This window comes from Acinetobacter sp. 742879 (assembly GCF_000588535.1).
GTDB classification, from domain to species: domain Bacteria; phylum Pseudomonadota; class Gammaproteobacteria; order Pseudomonadales; family Moraxellaceae; genus Acinetobacter; species Acinetobacter pittii.
Map to the genome: position 1 here is coordinate 103,396 of NZ_JFYC01000008.1, position 20,790 is coordinate 124,185.

The window sequence follows — 20,790 nt, forward strand, 5'->3', positions numbered from 1 at the left end:
GAGAAAAAAAGGCACAGCAAAGCCGTAAGACGGTGCTTGGCACATCTCAAGTTTTATTGTTGATATAAGTTTTTAGTCGTGACGAGCTAAAGCTTTAAAACGTATTTTCAATTAAACAGTTTTAAAGATGAGCTAAAGGATATCGGAATAAAAGGCTTGGCAATGGTTGCCAATAAAATAGAAATGTTGCGCATGAGCGACTCCTTAGGTAAAAGAAGTCCTACCGCATTACTGTCAAATAATGGTGGTAGAACGAAAGAGGGTTGACAGACTGAACCTAAGAATCAGCACACCCGAGGGTGTCCCCCTTCCGTCCTACCGCAACAAAAAAAGGGGGACGAACGAGTCTACATTAAAAAAACAAGTTTTTTCAATGTACTTAGGTTCTGGCCTGTCAAAGCCAGCTGGCAATGTAGGCCAGCACGCAAAGAATAATCCGAGAGTTTAGAGGTGTCAATGTAGCATTTATGACAAGTATTTAAATTTCTTATTATTTTTCATTAGATTAACTTAATTATTATTTTAGATATTATATTCAATTGTATTTATTAATTTTTTAAAAAGAGTCAGATACGGTAAGCTAAACCTCATAAATTTTACTTTTTGAATTTGAATATTTTTTAGAACTTTACGAGAACATAAATGAGAAGACTATCTTCAAAGTCCATTTTAATATTAACCACTGGGTGTTTCTTGAATGGTTGTAGCCAAGGCCCTCTTCCATTAGAGGTTACACTACATCAAGAGTATGTATGTGCCTTTACCAATAACCCTAAAAAAACGAACTATCCATTTGATAAAAAATTTATTATTTTTGTGGCGAAAGCTGACTATACAAACGGCTACAAAAGCATTTATGAGAAAGAATATTCAAATTTTCCTTTGCCAATAGAAGAGAAAGATTGTGTAAAAATTCCTCTAAAGGCGTTTGAAAAGAATGTAGCTTATGACATTACTTTGGATATATACAAAACTTTCGATACACGTATTTGTGTAGTAGAACATAACAATAAGCTAGAAATCCGAGAGCCTGAACCCGGTGAAACAACTTGTAAATAGGATTGTTCCTAGGCCCTCATTTCGCTATTGCAGAAACAACTAAACGCGTGGGTTTAGACAATCTCGGTCTGCCCCACTTGGTGATAAGCACGGTTAAAATAAACCAAGCTTTGGTCATGTTGGCTTTGTTTAATCGCCACGATCGGGCATATAAAAATCGTGTGTGTACCGACTTGTTGAATTTGCTCAATCTCACAATCGAAACTTACCAAAGCATCATCCAACACAGGTGAACCCGTTTCTAACTCAATCCATGCGCCATGTTTAAAGCGCTCTTCTGGTGTGAGTTTAGATGAAAATGCTTTTGAAATATGTTCGTGGTGCGCGCCTAAAACATTCACAGTTAAGATTTTGTTATCTAGGAAATGTGCATGTGAACTCGCAGATTGGTTCATACACACCAATAATGTCGGAGGTGTGTCGGTCACACTACAAACAGCAGAGGCAGTAAATCCAAAACGGCCAGACATGCCTGCCGTAGTCACAACACTAACTGCACTTGTGAGTAAAGACATTGCATTTCTAAAGTCTGTTGCTTGAACCATGACATTATTCCTAAATTGAACCGTACCTTGTCCTGAGTGTTTGCTATACCGCCCAACTCCATCAGGAAGGTACTTTATCGACATGCGATCTAATTAGAGCGACATGTAGTAAGTAAAATGAGGGTTACTTGTTTGATTATCAACTGCCATCAAAAAAGTAACCCTTTATACCACTTATTGGTAAATATTAAGCAGTAAGATCATAACCCGTCAGTTCTCGGCGAACGATTTCTGCACCTGCACTTAAAGCATTTAACTTGCCGCGTGCCACTTCACGAGAAAGAGGTGCCATACCGCAGTTTGTGCAAGGATAAAGCTTGTCAGCATCTACAAACTGAAGCGCTTTACGTAGTGTGTTAGCCACTTCTTCTGGTGTTTCAATCTGGTTAGATGCAACATCAATTGCGCCGACCATGACTTTTTTACCGCGAATGAGTTCGAGTAAATCGATAGGCACATGTGAGTTGTGACATTCTAACGAGATGATATCAATGTTAGACGTTTGAAGTTTCGGGAAAGCTTCTTCGTACTGGCGCCATTCTGAACCAAGTGTCTTTTTCCAGTCAGTGTTGGCTTTAATGCCGTAACCGTAGCAAATGTGGACCGCAGTTTCACATTTTAGACCTTCAATTGCACGCTCTAAAGTCGCGATGCCCCAGTCATTTACTTCGTCAAAGAAGACGTTAAATGCAGGTTCATCAAACTGAATAATGTCTACACCAGCAGCTTCAAGCTCACGCGCTTCTTGGTTCAAGATTTTGGCAAATTCCCAAGCAAGTTTTTCACGGCTCTTGTAGTGTCCATCGTAAAGCGTATCAATCATGGTCATTGGGCCAGGTAATGCCCACTTAATTGGCTGATTGGTTTGCTGACGTAAAAACTTAGCATCTTCAACAAACACAGGCTTTTGACGAGACACCGCACCTACAACAGATGGCACGCTTGCATCGTAACGGTCACGAATACGAACTGTTTCGCGCTTCTCAAAATCTACGCCATTTAAGTGTTCAATAAACGTGGTCACAAAGTGTTGGCGGGTTTGTTCGCCATCGCTCACAATGTCGATGCCAGCAAGTTGTTGTTCATGCAACGCCAAACGTAACGCGTCTTTTTTACCTTCGGCTAAGCCTTCGTTTTCAAGTTTCCAAGGCGACCAAAGCTTTTCAGGTTCTGCAAGCCAAGACGGTTTTGGTAAGCTGCCAGCAGTTGAAGTTGGTAATAATTTTTTCATGATCAATGACCCGTATGTTGATTAATTAGGAGCGTAATTAGCAGACCACTGCTCAAGAATCGCTTGGTATGGTTTGATAAATTGCTCTTCAACAAACTTCCCCTGCTCAATAGCCAAACGGCTACGTTCTTCACGGTCATACACAATTCGAGTAAGTGAATAATCTTCGTGTTTCAAGCTTGGTTGATAAGATTTTCCAGCCACTGAATTTGCGTTGTAAATTTCAGGACGGTAAATCTTTTGGAATGTTTCCATCGTACTAATGGTACTAATCAACTCAAGGTTAGTGTAATCACTCAACAAATCGCCTGTAAAATAGAACGCTAATGGCGCAACGCTATTTGGTGGCATGAAGTAGCGAACTTTTAAGCCCATTTTTTGGAAATATTCATCAGTTAATGAATAGTCTTCTTGCTTGTATTCAACACCTAAAACAGGATGTTCGTTTTCAGTACGGTGGTACTCTTTCGTGGTCGAAACGCTTAAGCAAATCACAGGCGCCTTTTTAAAATTGGCTTTGTAAGTTTCAGAGTTAATAAAACTCTTAAACAAGTTACCGTGCAACTCACCAAATTTTTCTGGCGTGCTAAAAGTCGACTTGTTTTTGTTGTGATCTAACAACAGCACACTAAAGTCATAGTCACGTACATAAGACGAGAAGTTGTTGCCTACAATACCTTCGATGCGTTCATTGGTTTTCTTATCAACAATATTGGTTTTCAATATTTCGATGAGAGGAAGCCCGCTAGTACGGTTTTCGGCATCAATATTCATTTCAACTGAAATGATTTCAAGTTCAACGCCATAGCGGTCACCTTTAGGGTTGTCCCAATGAGCTAAGGCATTGAAACGATTGTCGATCATCTGCAATGTATTGCGCAAATTCTCTTCGCGGCTCATCCCTCTTGCCAAGTTAGCAAAGTTGGTTGTAATACGTGTATTGTCTGCTGGACGATAGTTCTCATCGAAACAAATACTCTTAATCGTAAATGTAAATTCTTTACTCATTGTGATCAGTACCCTAATTTCTGAGATAAAACCTAAATAAAAACTTTTTGCTCTTTTTAAACTTTCCAGACTTGTCAGTTTTGTGCCTTATGGTCTTATCAAAGTGAATTACTGGAGCGCTTCAGAGCATGAATAGATTTATACCGCAATCACAACATGAATAAAAATGATTTAGTCTCATTACAAACTGAGTGAAATTCATGTTTAGGGTTTAATAAATAAGTATGAAGTTAAATATTTTTCATCTTAGGAAATTTTAGACAGCAAAAATTCAATTTACGGCACTCACACGGAGCCTTAATCATTTTTAATATTAATTATTACTTTCAAATACTTAATAGTAAAAATTTAAGTTAAAAAGAATCAACCTAAAGTAATGTGTGCTGACTTTCATTCATCTCTGCTTTTAGCCATTCTAAAAATATGGTTTTGCGTGAATCTTCCTCAAAAGCACTATGAGAAAGTAAAAAATAAGCTGAATTATCTTGTACAACAGGTGAAATTTTTTGAAGTAAGTTCCACTCAAGCTCTTTTTCAATCATGTAAATTGAGATGACCGTTGCGCCAAGTCCCGCCAAACAGCCTTCTAAACATAGATAAAAATGTTCGAGTTCAACTTTAGTGAAGCCTTTTAAACTTTGCTTTAACTCAGCAATACGGCTAAGGCTTTTGAAAAAATTCGGTCGAGAGGTCGAAATGAGTAAGTCGTTTGTGTCGCGTGGCTTGGTTGCTTGAACTAGAGCAATATATTCATCGGCAATTTTTTCGCTATAAATATGCTCTCCCCAATCAAAGTCATTTCTGCGAATCGCGATATCAATATTATCTTTTTCAAAATCGACCACGCCGCCTGCTGTGAGTAATACCACGTCAAAATTATGACCAAGTTTTTTAAATTTTGATAACCGTGGAATGAGCCATTTCATGGAAAGAGTCGGTTCACACGACAAGACCAGCTGTTTGCTTTCAGCTTTAGGCTGGCTGAGTTCTATTAAACATTCATCAAGCTGACCAAAAACTTGATGGCAACAACTCATTAAAATTTCACCCTGCTCATTCATCACAAGTGTTTTGTTTTTTCGATCAAACAAAGTCGTATTTAAAGCTTCTTCTAAATTATAAATCTGTTTACTGACCGCACTTTGCGTCACAAATAATTTTTTTGCAGCTAAAGTGACGCTGCCATACTTCGCCACAAAATAGAAAAATTTTAGTGAATTCAGCGATATTCTTTCGATCATTCCAAAAACTCATAGATGTGTAGTCGTTTTTATCGATTTTTATTTTTAGGTTTCTGTTCAAAATAAAAATCATCTTTATTAAACCCCATTTTAGATGATGAAAAATATATTAGATATCTATATCTATCTTCATAAATGTAAAGCCCCTATCTTTCTCACGAAAAGAATAACAGCTTTAAATAAAATAATTCTCCTCTCAAATACATTCCAAAAAGTACAGACCAATCACCTCATTTTCAGTGAGGATGCAAGATAATGGCAGAGTTTATTGCGGTTATTCTCATTACGATTTTGGCGGTGGTTAGCCCCGGCGCTGACTTCGCGATCGTTACGAAAAATAGTTACTTGTACGGAAGAAAAATAGGTGTGTTCACTTCACTAGGAATATCGCTTGGCGTGTTGGTACATGTGACCTATACACTTGTAGCCGTTGCGTTTGTGATGACGTATACGCCTCAAATTTTGAATATTGTTAAATATATTGGCGCGCTTTATTTGATTTATATTGGCTATAAAACTTTTACTCAAAAACCAGTTTTAGACTCTGCGGCATTAAATTCTATAGCTACTCTGCAAGCTATAAAGTATGGCTTTTTTACCAACGCCCTGAACCCTAAAACCACGCTATTTGTGATTAGCACCTATACGCAAATTGTGAGCTTAACCACGCCTAAAACCATTCTTTTGGCTTATGGTTTTTTTATGTCTTTTGCCCATTTTATATGGTTTTCACTGGTGGCTGTGCTGTTTTCATCCATGCTACTGAGACAAAAAATGTTAGCCAAGCAAGTACAGATTAATAGGGTGATTGGCTTAATTTTATGTGTCTTAGGCGTGATTTTGCTTTTTACTAAGTTTCAGTAGAGCCGTTTAATTTTTAATAATCTTTAGGGTGAATTTATAATTAATGGACTGAGTGCTTCGTACAGAACTCAGTCCATTTGAGCGAGATAAAAAGCTATGTTTTAACTTTTTGACTCTGATAAATCATTTAGGTTCCAACGATTTGCTCTTTTAAAGGTTCCGACATCGTTAAACCGCACTCCCATATCACGCATAACTTTATGGGCAACTGGTGCCGTCATTTGGCGAATGTAGAATGGTTCTTTCACCACAAAATGATGAATGGCATGTGTTGAACCAAAGTTAAAGCAAAACAATTGGAACGGCATCATCCACCACGGTGTTAATACTTGAGTTTGTTGAATGACATTACCCAATTCAACGTCACCGTAGTAATGCATATTGCTAGTCACAAAGTGCAAGCAGAAGGTACGCAGTACATTAGGTGCAACCCAAACAACAGTCAAAATATTAATCACATGCATAATATTTAAAGTGGTAGCTGACCAAGCAATCGGTGCATTTGCCCAACTTGAAACAACATCTACTGCATGAAAACCTAAGAAGATATACCATAGCGACCAGTGAATAATCCCTAGCGGGAAATAAGCCATAAATGCACGTTTAAAAATTACTTTTCTAACCGTCCAATTGCTTGCAGAGATAATACGGAACAAGACCGCCAAGCCGTTATCACCAATCGCGATGAGTCGGCGTATGCTCCACTGCTCCCCATTGGTTAAGGCTCTTTCTTCTAAATCGACTTCGGTGCCTGAATTTTTATGATGGTTAAAATGCAGCTCACGGCGCTTCCACGGGTTAATGGTACTTGGTCGAGCTAACCAGACTAAGCCCATCATTAAATGATGTGCCCATGGTTTTTTTCTAAAATACATCCAATGAATGAGGTCATGTTCTAACTCATGGGTAAGAGATGCAAAAAACGCAATAATTGGAATTGCGAACCACGCTGAAAGCTGATGATTGATATAGAGTACGGCTGTAGTAATCATTCCAACGAGAGAAACAAATAGAATCATTGCCCCTATTGCATTTTGATGGTTCAAAATAGGATGGCGCTTGCGTAAAGCCACACCTTCCGCTGTGACTACTTTTTTAATATGTTCTGTTTTTTCGCTATCGGTCATTTCGGCAGGATTTTTATAAATATAGGTCATCCGTTATTCCTCAGTTTTTCATGACCCTACTTTATTTAGATCATCCAAAGTATGCTTAGCTCGAAACGCCAATCTATTGGCTATGGATGCCAAAATAAAAAGATTCAAAATAAACAAAAGATTTTTTAGTTTTGAATCTTTTATACTGTTTACAGGAATATGAATCAGAAGTTATAGGACATAACATGCCACAGACAGCAACGGCACTGGCTAGCTGGGTGAAAGCGATTCAAAAAGCGCTCGAAAAAGCCGGTGTTGATAGTCAGCCTTTATTAGAACAAGCAGGTTTAGATATTCAGGCTCTGAGTAATCCTGATGCACGATATTCATTAAAACAAACAGCAAATTTATGGAAATTAGCAGTTCAGAAAACTCAAGATTCATGTTTTGGCCTTAAAGTTGCCAGCCAAGTCAACCAAAATACTTTTCATGTGTTAGGGCATTCACTGATTACTAGCACCACCCTAAAAGAGATGTTTCTAAGAATTATTCGTTATTTTCGTGTGGTTACGGATATTCCAGAGCTAGAGTTTTATGGGAAAGGAAATAACCATTATTTCGTTATTCATGTTCCCAACGAAGTTCAGCCCGAATCAATAGATGCATTTGTTTCCGTTTTTATTCGCTCAAGTCGTGCCTTACAAGGGTCTATTTTTTCACCCTTACGCATTGAACTTAGACGTTCAGAACCTGAAGATTTAGAAACTTTTAAGAGTATTTTAAAAGCTCCGATTGTTTTTAATGCATCCAAAGACATGATTGTGTTTGATACAGCAACCATAGAACAACAACTAGAAGGTGCAAATCCTACTCTCACCCAAGAATATGATGAAATTATTAATCGTTATCTGGCACGGTTCGATAAAGAAAATATATTGGCACGTGTGAAAGTAAAATTAATCGAAAAATTATCTACAGGTGATTTCCAACAACAAGACGTTGCGAAAAGTCTGGGCTTAAGCATACGAAGCCTGCAACGCAAACTTTCTGCCGAAAACACCTCTTATAGTGAATTACTCGATCAGACTAGGCATGAACTCGCCTTATCGTATATTAAAAACTCAAGCCATAATATTACTGAGATTGCTTATATTCTTGGCTTTAACGATGTCAGTAGTTTTACCCGCGCGTTTCGCCGCTGGACCGATTTATCACCTATCCATTATCGAGAAAAATATCTGGCTTGCTCTTAACTTTTAAAAACTTAGATAAAAAAGATGCATATAAGTGCATCTTTTTTTTATGAATAACTTATTTTTTAGTAAGTAGTTCTAGCATCGAAACTGTAGTGACTTTGGCTCCCACTGGTAAAGCTTTTAAGTCAACAATGTAGTTTGGACTATGTGGAATATAAGGCACAGGTTTGCCTTGTTTGACTGCATTTGCAAACACAACTGGGTCTGCCACACCAATAAACATAAAGTTAAAAGGAATGTCTTTTTGGTCGCCTAACAAATGATGAACATCTTCTGACCCCATAACCGCAGGATACTCAGTTAGAACATGTTTATCGCCTAATAGTGCCTTTAAAGGCCCATTTAATCGTGCCGAAAATTCTTTATTGTTAATTACAGGTGTGCTTGAACCTTTAAAAGTAAAGGTCGGCATTTGGTCTTTACCCATCCCCTGCATTTGAGACGCGCCTTCACTCATAGACTTAATGTTATTTAACATGGTTTCACGCACTTTAGGATCAAACCAGCGCAAGTTCATTTTGACCAATGCTGTAGAAGGAATCACGTTATTCGAATTTCCAGCTTGGATTGAGCCAATTGATAACACTGCCGCTTGTTGCGGATCAACTGCGTTACCCATAATGGTTTGATATTGATTTACTGCATTGGCCGCCATGCTAATTGGGTTTTTGGTGAGCATTGGTAGTGAACCATGCCCACCCACACCTTTAAATAAAACATCAAGCTGATCGGTTCCCGCCATACGTGGCCCCGGTGCATTGATGACCACGCCCACAGGTGCAGGTGTGGTATGCACTGCAAAGAAATAATCAGGTTTTGGTAAGTTATATTTTGTCCATAAGCCATCGGTCACCATAGCTTTTGCACCTGTGATCGGCTCTTCGGCAGGTTGCGCGACTAAAATAATAGTTCCGCTCCATTCCTTTTTTAAAGCGACTAATGTTTTTGCCATGCTGAGCATCCATGTCACATGTGCATCATGACCGCACATATGTGCTACAGGTGTTTCAGTTCCATCATCAAGTTTTACACGCACTTTACTCGCGTATGGTAAACCAGTCGCTTCTTCAACAGTGTTGGCATCCATATCGGCACGGTACATGACTGTTGGCCCTTCACCATTTTTTAAAATGCCAACCACGCCTGTTTTAGCTATTCCCGTTTTAACGTCAAAACCTAGTGACTTAAGTTCTTTGGCAACAATTGCTGAAGTACGCGTTTCCATAAACCCAAGTTCAGGATGTTCATGAATGTCTTTATAGACCTTATTTAACCACCCTGTTTGCCCATCAATAATGGTTAACGCTTTTTGCGAAACCGCCGGCAAAGTTGTTGGACTTGCTTCCGCATGAAGGAGAGTTCCATAACCTGCAATGAAAGTCGATAATCCTAAAAATAGGCTGTTTTTAATGATTTTATTCATGTAATTAAAACCTTATAAATGACTGATTTAATTTTAAAATTTATATCCAATTTTTAAGCCATAGCTGACTGAGTGGTTATCCTTAAACTCACCTACATAATAGTCACTCCCCGCCTGTGCACCAAGCTGAGCTTTTGCATCGCCTAACCAGTAATACTTCACGCCACCAGAAATAAAGTATTGCGATGTCGGGCTATATTGAGCACCCAAGCCCAAGTTGTAATATCCCTTGGTTGGGCCACCCGTTGACACTTTATCACCTGCTCCCGAGTCCCATCCAACCGACACAGAACCTAACCATTTAGGTGAAAAGCGTTGTCCAACCCCTAAATTTAAAGACCATTGGTCGTCATAATAACGAACCAAATTAAAACCTTCCGGACGGCTTGGCGTTGATAGTACGCCAACAACTTTTGAGATCTCACCGAAGCGATAAGGTTGCAAAGCAAGATCACTCCAATTTACCCAGCGTAAACTACCAAACAGTAACGTTCCCTGACGAAGTCCGGTCTGAAACTCCAAATTCACTGAATCAGGAGATTTAAATTTTGTTGTACCTGTATCTTCTTGTTCTGGCAAATTGGCAATAATCTGATTTAAGTAAGCTTTCTTTTGTGGAGTCATCTGACCAATAGAAATCATGTAGTCTAGATGCTGATTAACTAAATCACGACCTTGTTGAGTGCTTAACATCTCAATGAGTGGGGCATTTTCAGTCGCGTTTAGTTTGTGAGTAATGGCTGAACGGTAGGTTAATGAGACTTTCACAGCTTTTTCTGGAATCTGGTAGGCAAGCCCTGCTAACCATCCCAAGTCACCTACAGTTTTGGTGTGAAAGTCATAGCCGTTGTAAAGACTAAATACATTACCCCTTAATTCAACCTGACTTTTAAAGGTTTGATAGACTGGCCCCGCATAAAGATTCCAGTTTTTTGTGGGTTGATACCCCAAAATAAAGCTTAAATTTTGTATATCAAATTCTGATTTTGCATTTCCTGTAGGAGCCTGACCAGAAGTAGCATTGGCAAGTCCTGCTGTTGTAATGCCGGGCAACATAACCGTGTCTTTTGGCATTGCGACGAAGCCATTTAGGCCTGAATATTCTGTGTCGGCACCAAATGGTTGATCATAAAGCAAGCCAAATGAATACTGCGGTGCTAACTGTAGTTTTAACGCTGCGGTAGGTCGATAATCGGTGTTGGCTATATCTGAAATTGAATGATGTGACGGGTTTGTGCCCGACTCTACACCACTTAAATCGGCATCTGTGATTCCTAAACTTGCTTCAAAATAATTGCCCGGTTGTAGAAATGCCGCTACAGACTGCCCTGTTTTATCAAATGCAGCCGCATGTAAGGTGCTTGTGCAAATTGAAGTTATTCCTAAGATCAATATTTTTTTATTCACAACAAAACTCATGGATCCATCCTGGATATTTTTTATTTTGATTCCTCACTTTATGTAGATTTGAATGCTTCTGCTTAGCTCCAAACGCCAATGATTTGACCGTAGATGCCATATTGAAAAGTTATCGTTTGTGTAGCAGCAAACACAACAAAGTTTTTATATTAAAAAGCTCTTACTTTTTAGATTTAAAAAATAATTGCAGACTGTATTGATAAAAAAAGCGTGTAGTGAGAATTACGAAAATTAATCTTGAGAGTTGAAAGGAAACAACAATGGGTACTGCGAGTCCGAGAGCTTTAGCCATCAGTGACATTTCTGCGATGCCTCCGGGTGAAAGGCCTAAAATCAAGATTTGTTTTTCTGTATGACTTAAATTGACCAGTAATAAAGCAACGCTGATCGATAACACTAAAGCCAGTAAATTGAATATCAGTGTGATTCCAATAAATTTTTTATTCTTTCTTAAAAAGCTAAATGGAAATTTGCTACCTAGTGACCAACCAATACAGACTTGACCAAAGGCAGTAAACCATTCAGGCAATTTCATCTGAAGTATTCCACAAAATGACAATAACCCGATAATGGCGAGTGGCCCCAAAATCCAAGCATTCAAAAGATTAAAAAATTGAAAAACCTTACCCACAAACAGAGCTAGACAAAACAGCAATACAACCTGAAAAAAGCTAAATTGATCCGACACTGGTATCTTTAAACCAGTCCATTCGACATGAAAATAAAGCTCCATAAAAATTGGAACCAGCACAACCAAAACCACAATTCTTAGGCTATGAGCGGCAACGACTTTATCGACTTGAGCTTGGTGTCGCTCTGCAATATTCACCATTTCACTGGCGCTACCAATCGCAGATGAAAACCATGCAGTTGCCCAATCCAAAGCATTAACTCGATATTGCAATCCAGCTAGCAACGTACCCAACACAAGTGACCATGCCAAACCTATGAGGATAAAGCCCCAATATGCTGCCACTGCCTGTACTAAAGCTGGTGAAAAGTATAGGCCTAAAGCCATACCAATAATGACCTGTCCTATGCGTCGCCACTGGGGATCACAGGCAAGTGGATGACCAACACTACCGAACAATAAAGCCGTCAATAGAGGTCCAAGCAACCAAGGCAAGGGAATATGCAAATATTTGGCAATTAAAGCTCCGACCAGAGCAATTGCTAATCCTTTGAGATTTGAGCTTATTTTTTCCATAATTCAGAGCAATAATAGCCAACCAATGCTGACTATTATTGCTATCCTATTAAGCTTGTTGCTTTTTGATAAACAAGTATTTACGAACGATCGGCAAGATCAATAATAATCCTGACATGATCCAAAGTCCTATACTAATGTTACTGCTCCATAAGACATCAAGTTCCCCTTGAGAAATTGAAAGTGCACGGCGCAGATTCGATTCCATTAATTCGCCAAGTACAAAACCAAGAATCAGTGGTGCTAAAGGAAAATCAAATTTTCTGAGAATATATCCACATACACCTAAGCCCATACATAACAGCAAGTCAAAGATATTGCTATGAATAGCATACACACCAACAAAACTCACACTTGCGATGATCGGAATCAGAATGTAATTAGGAATACTCAGCATGCGGGCAAAGAAGCCTACCAATGGCAAGTTTAATACCAACAGAATGATATTACCCACCATAAGCGATGCAATCAGCGACCACACCAATACAGGTTGCTGAACAAATAACTGTGGACCTGGTGCGATGTTGTACATAAGCAAGGCGCCCATCATGACCGCAGTCGTCCCCGAGCCCGGCACACCGAGTGTCAACATAGGTACAAATGAACCACAAGCAGCTGCGTTATTCGCACTTTCTGGTGCAGCAAGCCCACGTAAGTCACCTTTACCAAACTTACTACTGTCCTTTGCCATTTTTCGCTCAGTGGTATAGGCCATCGCACTTGCAACGGTTGCACCTGCTCCTGGAAGAATACCCAAGAAGAAACCAATCACTGAACTGCGAATAATAGCAACTAACGAGAAAAAGAACTCTTTAAGATTAAAAAGAGAACGCTTTCCTTGTTTTAAGGCAACTTGACCAATTGTCGTACGTTCGAGCATTAATAGGATTTCGCTTACACTAAATAGGCCAATAACCAAAGTAGTAAAAGCAATACCGTCACTTAAACCGACACTGTTAAAGGTAAAGCGATATACCCCTGTAATTGCATCCATTCCCACAGTTGAAAGTGCTAGGCCCATAAGTGCCATAATTAAGGTTTTAAAAGGCTGCGTACTGACCAGACCAGTTAAACAAACAATTGCAAAGACCATCAAAGCAAAATATTCAGCAGGTCCAAACGCAATTGCCCATTTCGCCAGTATAGGAGCAAACAACACAATCCCAATAAAGGCAACAGTACTCCCAACAAAGGAACTGACCGATGACAAAGACAATGCGATTCCTGCCTTTCCTTGCTGTGCCAATGGATAACCATCTAAGGTGGTCATAATAGCCCCAGCATCTCCGGGTACGTTTAACAGAATCGCTGAAATACGTCCGCCATATTCACAGCCCAAATAAACTGCTGCCAATAAAATCAAGGCACTATCTACGGGTAAACCCAAAGCGTAAGCAAACGGCAATAAAATTGCCACCCCATTAATTGGACCTAAACCCGGTAATAAGCCAACAATCGTTCCAATAAATGCGCCAATCAAAGCAATTAAAAGATTCTGTGGTTGTAAAGCAACCTCAAACCCCATCATTAAAAAACTTAATACATCCATATCGGGTCATCCTTAACCAAAAAATCCAAGTGGTAATGGCACATCCAAGAAACGGTCAAACATATAGTAGGTACTCATGCTAAGTACCAAACCTGTCACCAAAACCGGTATGGTTTTGCCATGGAAAAGTTTGCCCACTGCAATGGTCATCAACAGGGTTGCAACAATAAAGCCGAGCCATTCAAAAACTAATGCGTATAGCGTTAAAGCCACCACACACAACACTAACTTAACAAGTAGATGTTTTGTCCATCCCAATTCTACGGGTTCAAACATAATGGCCGGTCGAATAGTGAGATACGCTGCACTCGCTGTAATTAAGCCCATTAATAAAATAGGAAAAGCTTTAGGGCCCACTGGATCGTAGGAAATTGGGGCTTCAAAATTGCTCGCATAAATCAACAAAAATAACCCACAAACCGTAATAATGGCGGTAAGAATCCGTTCAGATTTCATCATCTATCCTCAGAAAAAAACTGAGCTGAAAAATAGCTTCTCAACCCAGCCGATTTGTTATTGTGATAATTTATATTCTTGCGATAACTGCCGCATTTCCGCGGTCTGTTTATAAACATAAGCTTTGAGTTCTTCACCTGTCAGCTGAAATGGGAGTAGATCCTGATTTTCACGGACTGCATCAAATTTCTGGTTAGCCATCATTTTATCGAAGGCATTTTTCCACCAACCATAGGCTTCATCACTGACCTTTGGTCCCATATAGAAACCACGGATGACTGGCCACTCAATGTCATAGCCTTGCTCTTTTGCAGTAGGTAATTTTGAGAACTTCCCGTCTAAACGCTTGTTAGCAAAAACCGCCAAAACCCGAATATCACCAGACTCTAGGTATGAACTCACTTCACTAATATTGCCTACCCCAACTTGAATATGCTGCCCCAATAATGAAGTTAGCACCTCCCCACCGCCTTCAAGTGCAACAAATCTTAAATCGGCAGGACTAATACCTGCTTTTTTTGCCAACATTGCTGTTTGCATCCAGTCTTGACCACCCACACTTCCGGCACCACCAAAGCTAAGTGCTTTTGGGTTTTCTCGGAGTGCTTTCATCAAGTCATCAAGGTTTTTCAATGGTGAGTCTTTATGTACCGAAACCAAACCATAATCGACGGCGACCCCAGACAACCATTTCACATCTTTTTCAGTGAAGTGTCCGAATTTTCCTTGTGCTAAGTTCAAGAGTGAACCAGTGGAAAATGCAACCACGGCATTATTATTCGCAGGATCACTGTTTACGATTTTGTTATAGGCTACGGCACCTACCCCACCCGGCATATAGGTTACACGTATTGGATCTTTGAGCTGGTCTGTTTGTTTAAAGCCAGATTGAATCAATTTACAGGTCATATCAAACCCACCACCCGGCTTGGCTGGGGCTATACATTCTGGGCGTTTTGGCTGACCCGCCTCTTTAGAAGCATTTCCTGAACCACACCCAGCCATTGTCACACTGACGCATGTTAATGCGAGTAAAGTTAAATTTTTCATGTTACATACATCCTTATAACGTTTTGCTCTATTCATATTTTGATTTTTACCAATCTCCATAATCGACCTCCTTGGCACGATCATGCTTATCGGTTTTTAGTTTTGGTCTTATGTTTTGAAATGCGCTTTTTCACAGCGAACTTCAGTAATGCAGCGTTACTATAAAAATTACGAATCAATCGACTGAAAGAAATAGCTAAGGAGAGGGAACGTTAGGATAATCACCAGTTTTATAATGAGAATTAAAACCTTTGCAAAAATATCTAAAAATGCTTCGGTTAAATAATACTGATGAATAACAATAAGATAGTAAAAACGTAATCTATTGAGTTGTCTTTTGCATATCCATGCTATGGGTAACGTTAATATTCAAATAAATAAAACTGTTTACCCAATCTTCCCTTCTGATCAAATGAGCTAAATACTCATATATTTTTCCAATAGTTATTGAATCAGTTACTCTTCTTCATAATTTGAAAATCCATCATATTTTCTAATGCATCATGCATTTAATGTGCTCCTTTTTTCATTTGAAAAGATTAAAGCACAGATCAAGAAAACATCGTGATACCAATAAATTAAAGGGGGCATTAGTAAAATTAAATAGGTTAAAATTCTAAGAAAAGGGAATGTGAAAGACTAAAAATTTAAGGGTCAATTTATCGTAATAATAAATAAAACTTAGAGGAAAAATTTTAATATTAAAGTTGAAAAAGATCGTTTTATTATTTTTAGAATATCAAATTGAAGATCTTTTTTATGGATTGCTGTTAATATTAAAGCGCATGATAGATTTCCCAATCCTTCATATCTGTACAAATTAAATCAAGGATGATGAGCGAACACATTTATTATGGAAATCAAACAAATAAAATATTTTTTAACTGTGGTTGAAGCAGGTAGTATTGGTAAAGCTGCCCAAAAACTCGATGTGGGTGCTTCTGCTATTAGCCAGCAAATTAGTAAATTAGAACAAGAGCTAAGCATTCGCCTATTACAGCGTAATGCCTTTGGTGTAACCCCTACTCCAGCAGGTCTCGCCTTTTTAAAACATTCTCAACTTATTTTACGTCAAGTGAACTTCGCGGTAGATGCTGCTCATTCTGCACGACTATCTGGACATGTCAGCCTTGGCTTTCCACCGACGATTACTGCTTTGATTGGTATCCCTTTAATGAAACTAATGTCTGAACGTTACCCAGACATTCGTTTAGAGATTGTGGAAACGCTATCAGGTAATCTGATTCAATCTATTAACTCGCGTCAGCTCGATATCGCGATTATTTTTACCAATGAAATTGATAAACAGTGGTCAATACAGCCTTTGGTACGCGAGCAAATGTATTTAATGGCACGCAAGGAAGTGCTAGAAGAATATGGTCTTGCCGATTGCATCAAAAGTGGTGTGATTCAGTCTCAACAAATTGGAGACCTTCCTTTAGTACTACCACGTCAGCGCCATAGCTTAAGAAAGTTGCTTGAGCACAAGATTGGTCAGCTTAATGTCGTCTATGAGATTGATGGCCTACACTTACTCATGGACAGTCTAATTCACCTCGACCTTGCCAGTGTCCGCCCAGGTAGCGCTTGTCTACAAGAGTACAAACATAAGCTTCAATTACTCAAGTTAGTAGACCCTGAAGTTGAACGAATCAATTACTTGGTAAGCCTTGCCGAAGAAGAATTATCACCTGCTGCACTTGCCGCAAAGTCAGCCATTAGGGCTTGCGTGAAAGATTTGATTCAAAACCAGATTTGGCCATGTTCTGAAATTATTTTATAAAGAGTCATTAATTTTATTAAATACCTAATTAATTTTGCCCTCTCACTCCCTCCTGCTTTTTGAGATTACATTTTCGTCCGAATGATAAGTGGTTTTCCGCTTATCGAAATATAGATGTGTAGTTTGAACTGGAAACAAGGCATCACATTTTCTGCAAAGGACCTCGCTAAATCTCATCTCTAACCCATTTGCTCTTTAGATTTATTGATTGAATCAATTTAGGTCCAGCCTCGAAAATCGTGAATGTTTCCATTTTGTCAGGCCAAGGAGGTCTCCAATGGATGTCGTGAATAACCGTAGGGCTACTTTTAAAAAAATATTAAATGTAACGAGTGGCAACTTTTTAGAGCAGTACGACTTTTTTCTTTTTGGTTTCTATGCCACTTATATCGCGGCAAAATTTTTCCACTCTGAAAATGAATATGTCTCTTTAATGATGACATTTACCGTATTTGCTGCGGGTTTTCTGATGCGTCCTCTCGGCGCTATTTTCTTGGGCGCTTATGTCGACAGAGTTGGTCGACGTAAGGGTCTTATTGTTACTTTAAGTCTTATGGCCATCGGAACCATCTTAATTACCTTTGTACCAGGTTATGAAACCATAGGTATTATTGCGCCGATTTTGGTGGTGATTGGACGTCTATTACAAGGCTTCTCGGCAGGTGTTGAATCTGGCGGTGTTTCTATTTATCTAGCAGAGATTGCAACGGATAAAAATCGCGGATTTATCACAAGCTGGCAGTCTGGCAGCCAACAAGTTGCTGTTGTGTTTGCCGCATTACTTGGCTACTGGCTCAACACCATCTTAACTACGGCTCAAGTGGGTGAATGGGGCTGGCGTATTCCGTTCTTAATCGGTTGTTTGATTATTCCTTTAATCTTCTTGTTCCGTCGTACTTTAGAGGAAACTGAAGACTTTAAATCGCAAAAGACCCATCCTTCAACAAAAGAAATTTTTAGCACACTGGCAACCAACTGGCGCATCGTACTTGCAGGTATGATGATGAGTGCCATGACGACGACCACTTTCTACTTTATTACGGTTTACACCACAGTGTATGCAAAACGTACTTTAGAAATGTCAGTAACAGATAGCCTTTTAGCAACAGTGTTTGTTGGTTTGTCTAATTTCTTCTGGTTACCAATGGGTGGTTTGCTTTCAGACAAAATTGGTCGCCGTCCAGTACTAGTCGGTATTACCACACTTGCTCTCTTTACAAGTTATCCAGTTTTAAGTTGGTTAGTGAGCAACATTAGTTTCTCAAACCTTCTAATTACGCTTGCTTACTTCTCATTCTTCTTTGGTATGTACAACGGAACCATGGTCGCAACACTTGCAGAAGTGATGCCGAAACGTGTGCGTACAGTTGGTTTCTCTTTAGCGTTCAGCCTTGCAGCCGCTATTTTTGGTGGTATGACCCCAATGGCTTGTACCTTCCTTGTCGAAAACACAGGCAATCCAAGTACCCCTGCTTTCTGGCTCATGCTTGCTGCGGTCTGTAGCCTTATCTCAAGCTTGTATCTATGCCGCGGTTCTAAACAGAAAAATACTGATGCGATTGCTGAACCTGCAAAAATTAGCGCTTAAAACAACAACTACTTAACCTGAAATTTTAATGAACAGTACGGCAGATCTTACGTCTCCGTACTGTGTTCTCCTGTCATTAAAGCGAGATACTATGAAAAAGTCCCCTATCTTCATGACCATTTGCCTAGCTGGTGCTGGCTTAGGCTCAACTCTTGCTAACGCAGATACTATAGAAGTAATTAGCTCAGGTGGTTTTTATTCATCTATGGAAAAACTCATTCCATTATTTGAAAAACAAACAGGCCATACCGTGCATCTCTCGTCTGGTTCATCAATGGGTGCATCACCGACTGCAATTCCAAATCGACTCGATCGTGGTGAACGTTTTGATGTGGTGGTGTTAGCAGCTCCTGAACTGAACAAACTTGCAGAAAAGGGTTATGTAGACCCAAATTCACAAAGTGCATTAGTGAATTCAAGCATTGGTATGGCTGTGCCTAAAGGTGCACCAAAACCAGATATCAGTTCTGCAGAAAAATTTGAAAAAGTTTTATTAAATGCCAAGCACATCGGCTATTCAGCAAGTGCGAGCGGTACGCATCTTGAAAAAGATGTTTTCCCAAGCTTCCCGCCTGTCGAGTACAAAGTAATTTCGAGTAAGGCAGAAAAAGTAGTTGGTGACCGTGTTGCAAAACGTATCGCCGAAGGCCAGTTTGATATTGGTTTCCAGCAAATTAGTGAAATCAAACCTTTTACTGGCAAATATGGTCAAGTTGAATTAGTCGGTCCAATCCCTGCACCTTATCAAAAAGTGACGGTATTTGCGGCAGGCATTGGTAAAAACTCGGAACATGCAAAAGTCGCAAAAGAGTTAATTAAATTTGTGAAATCGCCACAAGCAACACAAATTATTGAAGAACAGGGTCTTGAGCAGGTTAAAGAATAAAAGCTCTAAAAGGCAACATCTTGAGGTGATGTTGCCTTTACTCTATTGCCAGTTTACTCAAAGCAATAGAGTAAAAACTATAGCGACAAACCAGTGTAGAATTAATCCATAAAGGTTAATGTAGTATTTGCCGTGGAACTGAAACAATTAAAGTATTTTATTGCAGTGATCGAGTCAGGAAGCTTGGGTAAAGCTGCAAAAAATCTCGATATTGGAACTTCTGCATTAAGCCAGCAAATCTCAAAATTAGAAAGCGAGCTTTCTATTCGCCTTTTACAACGTACCGCTTTGGGTACGGTTCCCACCCCTGCGGGCTTAGCTTTTTTTCAACAAGTGCAACTGGCACTTAGACACCTAGACCATGCCGTAGACTCTGCGCATTCTTCACGTTTAAGTGGCCACGTCACCGTCGGTTTTTCGCCGAGTGTTGCAGCAGTTATTGGCACACACTTTTTAAAACTCATGAGAAACCGTTACCCCGACATTAAAGTCCGTTTAATCGAGGGCTTATCGGGTGACCTCAAAGCCTTGGTTAATGCAAGGCAGCTCGATGTTGCCATCATCTTTAGTGATGATGTTGACCCACAGTGGGCTATACAGCCTTTAGTCAAAGAACAGATGTTTTTAATCTCGCCTAAAGATGTGCTGAGTCAGTACGGGCTTGAAAGCTGTATCGACACTCAGACAATTAATCATTCGCAGCTTAAAGAACTTCCTCTGATTTTACCAAGTCAACGACATGGACTGCGTTTATTGCTCGAACAGAAAATTCATCAGCTTAAAGTGGCCTATGAAATTGATGGGCTGCATTTGTTAATGGAAAGCATTAGCCAACTCGAAATGGCAACCATCCAACCTGCGGGTGCATCGTTAAACTCACGGCAAGACCTATGTTTACTGCGCATTGTAGAACCTGCAATTGAACGCATTAACTATTTAATTAGCCTCTCTGAAGAAGAAATCTCACCTGCTACTTTAGCCACCAAAGTAGTGATTCGCGCCTGTGTAAGCAACTTGATTAATGAAAAGCGCTGGCCCGGTGCGGAACTCATAAATACTTAAGCGCTTAGTGTTTATTTTTACTAAACACCCATTCAAGCTTAGCCTCTCACTTCACCTTTCCTTTTA

18 protein-coding genes are annotated in these 20,790 nt (G+C 39.5%); 7 read left to right on the forward strand and 11 right to left on the reverse strand.

What is annotated here, in order from left to right:
- The first annotated feature begins 642 nt into the window (after positions 1-642).
- Complete coding sequence (locus J690_RS24755) at positions 643-1,059, forward strand: NF045616 family extracytoplasmic (lipo)protein (RefSeq protein ID WP_032036834.1); 417 nt, start codon at positions 643-645, stop codon at positions 1,057-1,059.
- A 53-nt stretch (positions 1,060-1,112) separates the two neighbouring features.
- On the opposite strand, the gene J690_RS15690 is transcribed toward J690_RS24755, so the two are convergent.
- The 4 genes from J690_RS15690 to J690_RS15705 form a co-directional block, all read right to left on the reverse strand.
- Positions 1,113-1,604, reverse strand: coding sequence for a flavin reductase (locus J690_RS15690; RefSeq protein ID WP_000249487.1), 492 nt, complete (start codon positions 1,602-1,604; stop codon positions 1,113-1,115).
- Between the two features lie 187 nt (positions 1,605-1,791).
- Positions 1,792-2,835 carry a methionine synthase gene (locus J690_RS15695; RefSeq protein ID WP_017400049.1) on the reverse strand — a complete coding sequence of 348 codons (1,044 nt, stop codon included), beginning with the start codon at positions 2,833-2,835 and terminating at the stop codon, positions 1,792-1,794.
- A 21-nt stretch (positions 2,836-2,856) separates the two neighbouring features.
- Positions 2,857-3,843, reverse strand: a complete 987-nt coding sequence (locus J690_RS15700) for a DUF1852 domain-containing protein (RefSeq protein WP_000031350.1) — start codon at positions 3,841-3,843, stop codon at positions 2,857-2,859.
- A gap of 368 nt (positions 3,844-4,211) precedes the next feature.
- Entirely contained in the window at positions 4,212-5,084 is an 873-nt protein-coding gene (locus J690_RS15705; protein WP_032036836.1) for a LysR family transcriptional regulator, read from the reverse strand.
- A 255-nt stretch (positions 5,085-5,339) separates the two neighbouring features.
- Between J690_RS15705 and J690_RS15710 the strand changes: the two genes are divergently transcribed.
- Positions 5,340-5,948: a LysE family translocator gene (locus tag J690_RS15710; protein WP_032036837.1), complete on the forward strand. Its 609-nt coding sequence runs from the start codon at positions 5,340-5,342 to the stop codon at positions 5,946-5,948.
- Between the two features lie 101 nt (positions 5,949-6,049).
- Here J690_RS15710 and J690_RS15715 read toward each other — a convergent pair whose 3' ends face one another.
- The gene (locus J690_RS15715) at positions 6,050-7,075 is read right to left on the reverse strand and encodes a fatty acid desaturase (protein WP_081405197.1); all 1,026 of its coding nucleotides are present in this window, start codon (positions 7,073-7,075) and stop codon (positions 6,050-6,052) included.
- 215 nt (positions 7,076-7,290) lie between these two features.
- On the opposite strand from J690_RS15715, the gene J690_RS15720 reads away from it, so the two are divergent.
- Positions 7,291-8,298 (forward strand): AraC family transcriptional regulator, encoded by a 1,008-nt coding sequence (locus J690_RS15720; protein ID WP_032036839.1) that lies wholly within the window; start codon positions 7,291-7,293, stop codon positions 8,296-8,298.
- Between the two features lie 58 nt (positions 8,299-8,356).
- Here the strand turns inward: J690_RS15720 and J690_RS15725 are convergent, their stop codons facing one another.
- The 6 genes from J690_RS15725 to J690_RS15750 form a co-directional block, all read right to left on the reverse strand.
- A complete protein-coding gene (locus J690_RS15725) occupies positions 8,357-9,724 on the reverse strand; it encodes an amidohydrolase (RefSeq protein WP_032036841.1) in 1,368 nt (455 codons plus the stop codon).
- A 33-nt stretch (positions 9,725-9,757) separates the two neighbouring features.
- A complete protein-coding gene (locus tag J690_RS15730; protein ID WP_032036842.1) occupies positions 9,758-11,143 on the reverse strand; it encodes an outer membrane protein transport protein in 1,386 nt (461 codons plus the stop codon).
- A 160-nt stretch (positions 11,144-11,303) separates the two neighbouring features.
- Positions 11,304-12,350, reverse strand: coding sequence for an AbrB family transcriptional regulator (locus J690_RS15735; protein ID WP_032036843.1), 1,047 nt, complete (start codon positions 12,348-12,350; stop codon positions 11,304-11,306).
- A gap of 49 nt (positions 12,351-12,399) precedes the next feature.
- Positions 12,400-13,899: a tripartite tricarboxylate transporter permease gene (locus J690_RS15740; RefSeq protein ID WP_000382837.1), complete on the reverse strand. Its 1,500-nt coding sequence runs from the start codon at positions 13,897-13,899 to the stop codon at positions 12,400-12,402.
- Positions 13,900-13,911: 12 nt separating this feature from the next.
- Entirely contained in the window at positions 13,912-14,358 is a 447-nt protein-coding gene (locus J690_RS15745) for a tripartite tricarboxylate transporter TctB family protein (RefSeq protein ID WP_081405190.1), read from the reverse strand.
- 54 nt (positions 14,359-14,412) lie between these two features.
- Positions 14,413-15,465: a Bug family tripartite tricarboxylate transporter substrate binding protein gene (locus tag J690_RS15750; RefSeq protein ID WP_005071167.1), complete on the reverse strand. Its 1,053-nt coding sequence runs from the start codon at positions 15,463-15,465 to the stop codon at positions 14,413-14,415.
- A gap of 793 nt (positions 15,466-16,258) precedes the next feature.
- Between J690_RS15750 and J690_RS15755 the strand changes: the two genes are divergently transcribed.
- From J690_RS15755 to J690_RS15770, 4 genes are all read left to right on the forward strand, one after another.
- The gene (locus J690_RS15755; RefSeq protein WP_032036848.1) at positions 16,259-17,188 is read left to right on the forward strand and encodes a LysR family transcriptional regulator; all 930 of its coding nucleotides are present in this window, start codon (positions 16,259-16,261) and stop codon (positions 17,186-17,188) included.
- 277 nt (positions 17,189-17,465) lie between these two features.
- Entirely contained in the window at positions 17,466-18,776 is a 1,311-nt protein-coding gene (gene tcuC / locus J690_RS15760; protein WP_002115892.1) for an MFS transporter, read from the forward strand.
- 91 nt (positions 18,777-18,867) lie between these two features.
- Entirely contained in the window at positions 18,868-19,662 is a 795-nt protein-coding gene (locus J690_RS15765; RefSeq protein ID WP_032036850.1) for a substrate-binding domain-containing protein, read from the forward strand.
- 132 nt (positions 19,663-19,794) lie between these two features.
- Positions 19,795-20,724 carry a LysR family transcriptional regulator gene (locus J690_RS15770; RefSeq protein WP_032036852.1) on the forward strand — a complete coding sequence of 310 codons (930 nt, stop codon included), beginning with the start codon at positions 19,795-19,797 and terminating at the stop codon, positions 20,722-20,724.
- Positions 20,725-20,790: the final 66 nt, after the last annotated feature.